Raw genomic sequence first — 3758 nt, forward strand, 5'->3', positions numbered from 1 at the left:
CCTCCATGATCGCGAGGGCCTGTTCCATATTGTTGATATTGAATGCGGGCACTCCGTAGCATTTTTCTGCGGCGTGATCGAGCAACTGTCTTAATGTGATGCGTGCCATCAAGCTCTCTCCTTCTGAGCAGCCCTAAATGGGGCAGAAGATAAGTGCATGGATCCTCATTATAGCGAGGATTGGTTGAAACCCGAAGCGTTACTGCGACCTCAGCAAATATAAAAGACCGGCTCCGCATCGCACGGGGAGCACTTCGCGCAAAAGCGGCCGGCATTTGGCACAAATCCAATCCTCGAGAACTATCTGGACGGACTGGGTTTGACACCGGCCGGACATTGCTCAGCGTCAACGTAACGGCTGGCACGACTGCCGCGGCCGCCGGAATCTTCCCCGCCACGTTGCGGGCCTCGCGGGCTCTATGTGGACACCCTTCGACTCTCTCAAAAGCCGTTCGATTCTGACTCGAATAGCCAACGACCTCGGCACCGCGCTCGGCACCGCGCCTCATGAGTTTGGTGGCGTGCCCCGACCGCAATTTGTAGCTCGTGCCGATTATAGCAGCATCAGAGAAGATCGTTCGTAGCTTCCAACTCCGCTGGTCAACGATTTCTTGCCTAGCTCGACCTGCATCTCGATGGACTCTGGGCGCACTCGACTTGTTATGGTAATGGTATTGCTGTAAATTCTAAATTAGTTACTTGAGCTAACGATCCGGAGACCACTTAGATGCGCGGGGACAAAAAGCAGCCAGTAAGATGAGAAGCCTGATCAACGATCAATGGCCCTGTTCACGCTCTTCATCACCGACCCGGTCGTTCAACATCTTCCCGGCCTGATGTCAAACGCGATATGGCGCAGAATGCTCCCCGTGGCAGGCCGGGCACAAATGCTGGTGGGCCGAATCTTGAGGCATGCCGACGACGCGGGAATCGTGCTAACCTTACATTGGGGATTCCGTGCGCAGCCGACTGGCATCGTGCTCGCTCACGACGCTCTACGCCGCCGCCCGTCGGCGTAAAATAGAAGTGGCGGCCTGAGCTATGGACGCAATTCTTGTCATCAATGCAGGCTCGTCGAGCCTGAAATTTCAGATCTTCGAGATCCCCGACACCGGCCCCAAACGCTGCATCCGGGGCCAGATCGATGGCATCGGCGTGCGACCTCGTCTCGTGGCGAGCGCCGCCGACGGAGCGGTCCTGGTTGATCGCCGATATACGCCAGACGTGGTCGACCACCTGCCGGCGGCAATTGCTGAAACCCGCGCCTGGCTGCAGACTCTCGAGGGTTTCACGCTCCGCGCCATCGGCCATCGCGTTGTCCATGGCGGTCCGGACTACGCAAAACCGATCCTGATCAACCACGACATCCTGGACACGCTCGCCACTTTCCAGGAGCTTGCGCCGCTGCACCAGCCAAACAACCTGGCGCCCATCCGGCTCGCCATGGAGATCAATCCGGATGTGCCGCAGGTCGCTTGTTTCGACACGGCTTTCCATCGCGGTCACGCCCCGCATACGGATTGTTACGCCTTGCCATCGACCTATTTCGAGCATGGAGTGCGCCGATACGGCTTCCACGGCCTGTCCTACGAATATATCGCCGAGCGGTTGACCGAAGTCGCCCCCGGCATCGCAGGTGGACGCGTTATTGTTGCCCACCTCGGCAGCGGCGCCTCCATGTNTTGACCGAAGTCGCCCCCGGCATCGCAGGTGGACGCGTTATTGTTGCCCACCTCGGCAGCGGCGCCTCCATGTGCGCGCTGAAGGAGGCGCGAAGCGTGGAGACGACGATGGGTTTCACTGCGCTCGACGGCTTGCCGATGAGCACCCGGCCGGGACAGATGGATCCCGGTGTCGTGCTGTACTTGATCGATCAAAAGGGCATGACCGCAGCGGAGGTGACCGATCTCCTCTACAGGTCGTCCGGCCTGAAGGGCCTTTCCGGCATCTCCGGTGATATGCGCGATCTTCTTGTCAGCGCCGACGCGCGTGCTGCCTTCGCGATCGATCACTTCGCCCATCGCTGTGGCCTGAGTGTCGGCATGCTTGCCGCCGCGCTCGGAGGTCTCGACGCGTTCGTGTTTACAGCCGGCATCGGGGAGAACTCACCCCAGATCCGCGCCCGCATCAGCGAACGGCTTGCCTGGCTCGGCGCCGAACTCGATCCCGCGGCCAATGAAGCGGGCNAGATCCGCGCCCGCATCAGCGAACGGCTTGCCTGGCTCGGCGCCGAACTCGATCCCGCGGCCAATGAAGCGGGCGCGACTCTCATTTCCGCTCCGGCAAGCCGCGTTGCACTCTATGTTCTGCCGACGGATGAGGAACTGATGATCGCGCGCCATACGCTTGCGCTCATCACAACGTCCTGAAAGCAAACTCAGGGATTGCGCTTGGCGGCTTCTTCAGCCGCTCTCGACCCGATCCTGACCTTCGTGGTGCTGCCCGGGAAGGTCCGCAAAACTCAGAGGAGCAGTTCTTCGCTCGAGCGCGGAGTCGTTGGGACAGCAGAGCCGGCAAATGGCAGCAGACGGGATTTCCGTAAGTCGAATGCTGGCTAATCGCGATAGAGACCTATGGGGTCAAGCAGCGGCAAGACGATTTCAAGTTAAGACATCGTTCGTGGCACCGCCGGTTGCAGCTGGGTCGTAAGTCATTGAGCTTGCCAAAGGGAGGATGACATGAATAGCCAGCAAATTCCGCTCAAGGTAACCGCAGTTCGCTTTGTGCGCGCGGTCCGGTATTTTTCGAGCTCCGATGTCGGCAAGAAGGCCAATTTGATGTTTGCGGGGCTCGCTGCGCTGTTATTCGGCGTAAGCGGCCTCAACGTTGTCAACAGCTACGTCGGCCGAAACTTCATGACCGCGATTGCAGACCGCCAGACCCCCGAGTTCATCCGGCAAGCGATCTTTTACGTCGGTGTGTTCGCTGCTTTGACAGTTTTTTCGGTCATCGCACGATTTGTCGAAGAACGGTTGGCACTACTTTGGCGCGAATTCATAGCCCGGCGCGCTGTGACACTTTATCTCGCCAATGGCACCTATTACCGCCTGGATGTCTCGGGGCAACTTACCAACCCGGACCAGCGGATCGCGGATGACGTTCGCGCGTTCACCAACACGACGCTCTCCTTTGTCCTACTACTGTTCAACGGCACTCTGACGATAGTGGCCTTTTCCAGCGTGCTGTGGTCAATCAGCCCATTGCTGTTTGTCGTGGCTGTCCTCTATGCGGCTAGCGGCTCATACCTGACGGTTCTGCTCGGACGGCCGCTCATCAATCTGAACTACGATCAACTCGACAAGGAGGCCAACTTCCGCTCCAGCCTCATTCATGTTCGGGAAAACGCCGAGTCGATCATCCTGGAACGCGGCGAGGGGCGACAGCAAATTCTCCTGTCGCATCGGCTTGACGATTTGGTCGCAAACTTTCGCCGCATTACGGCCGTCAATCGCAACGTGGGGTTCTTCACCACCGGCTATAACTGGCTAATCCAGATCATTCCGGCCCTGATCGTTGCTCCGGCATTCATAAGAGGAGACATCGAGTTTGGCGTGATCACACAGTCGGCCGCAGCCTTCGCGATGCTCGTAGGCGCGTTCTCGCTTATTGTCACCCAGTTCCACTCTATCTCGAACTTTGCCGTAGTGGTCGCTCGGCTCAACTCCTTACTGGAGGCAATCGAAAAATCACGAACAACCGCAGAGTCGGCCATCGAGATTGTCGAGCGAGGAGGGTGTTTGGCCTACGAGCGGCTATCC

At 58.6% G+C, this 3758-nt stretch carries 2 protein-coding genes and 1 pseudogene; 2 read left to right on the top strand and 1 reads right to left on the bottom strand.

The window, feature by feature from the left end; all coding sequences use genetic code 11:
- A partial coding sequence (locus BN1800_RS41110) for a class II fructose-bisphosphate aldolase (RefSeq protein WP_179214034.1) occupies nucleotides 1-109 on the bottom strand: 109 nt, incomplete at its 3' end.
- A 932-nt stretch (nucleotides 110-1041) separates the two neighbouring features.
- Between BN1800_RS41110 and BN1800_RS39405 the strand changes: the two are divergent.
- Both BN1800_RS39405 and BN1800_RS39410 read left to right on the top strand, forming a co-directional pair.
- Nucleotides 1042-2369, top strand: a pseudogene (locus tag BN1800_RS39405) (acetate/propionate family kinase).
- Between the two features lie 309 nt (nucleotides 2370-2678).
- Nucleotides 2679-3758 (top strand): ABC transporter ATP-binding protein/permease (locus BN1800_RS39410; protein ID WP_244564834.1); only part of this gene is annotated, 1080 nt, incomplete at its 3' end.

It is taken from the genome of Rhizobium sullae, from assembly GCF_900169785.1.
Lineage (GTDB): Bacteria > Pseudomonadota > Alphaproteobacteria > Rhizobiales > Rhizobiaceae > Rhizobium > Rhizobium sullae.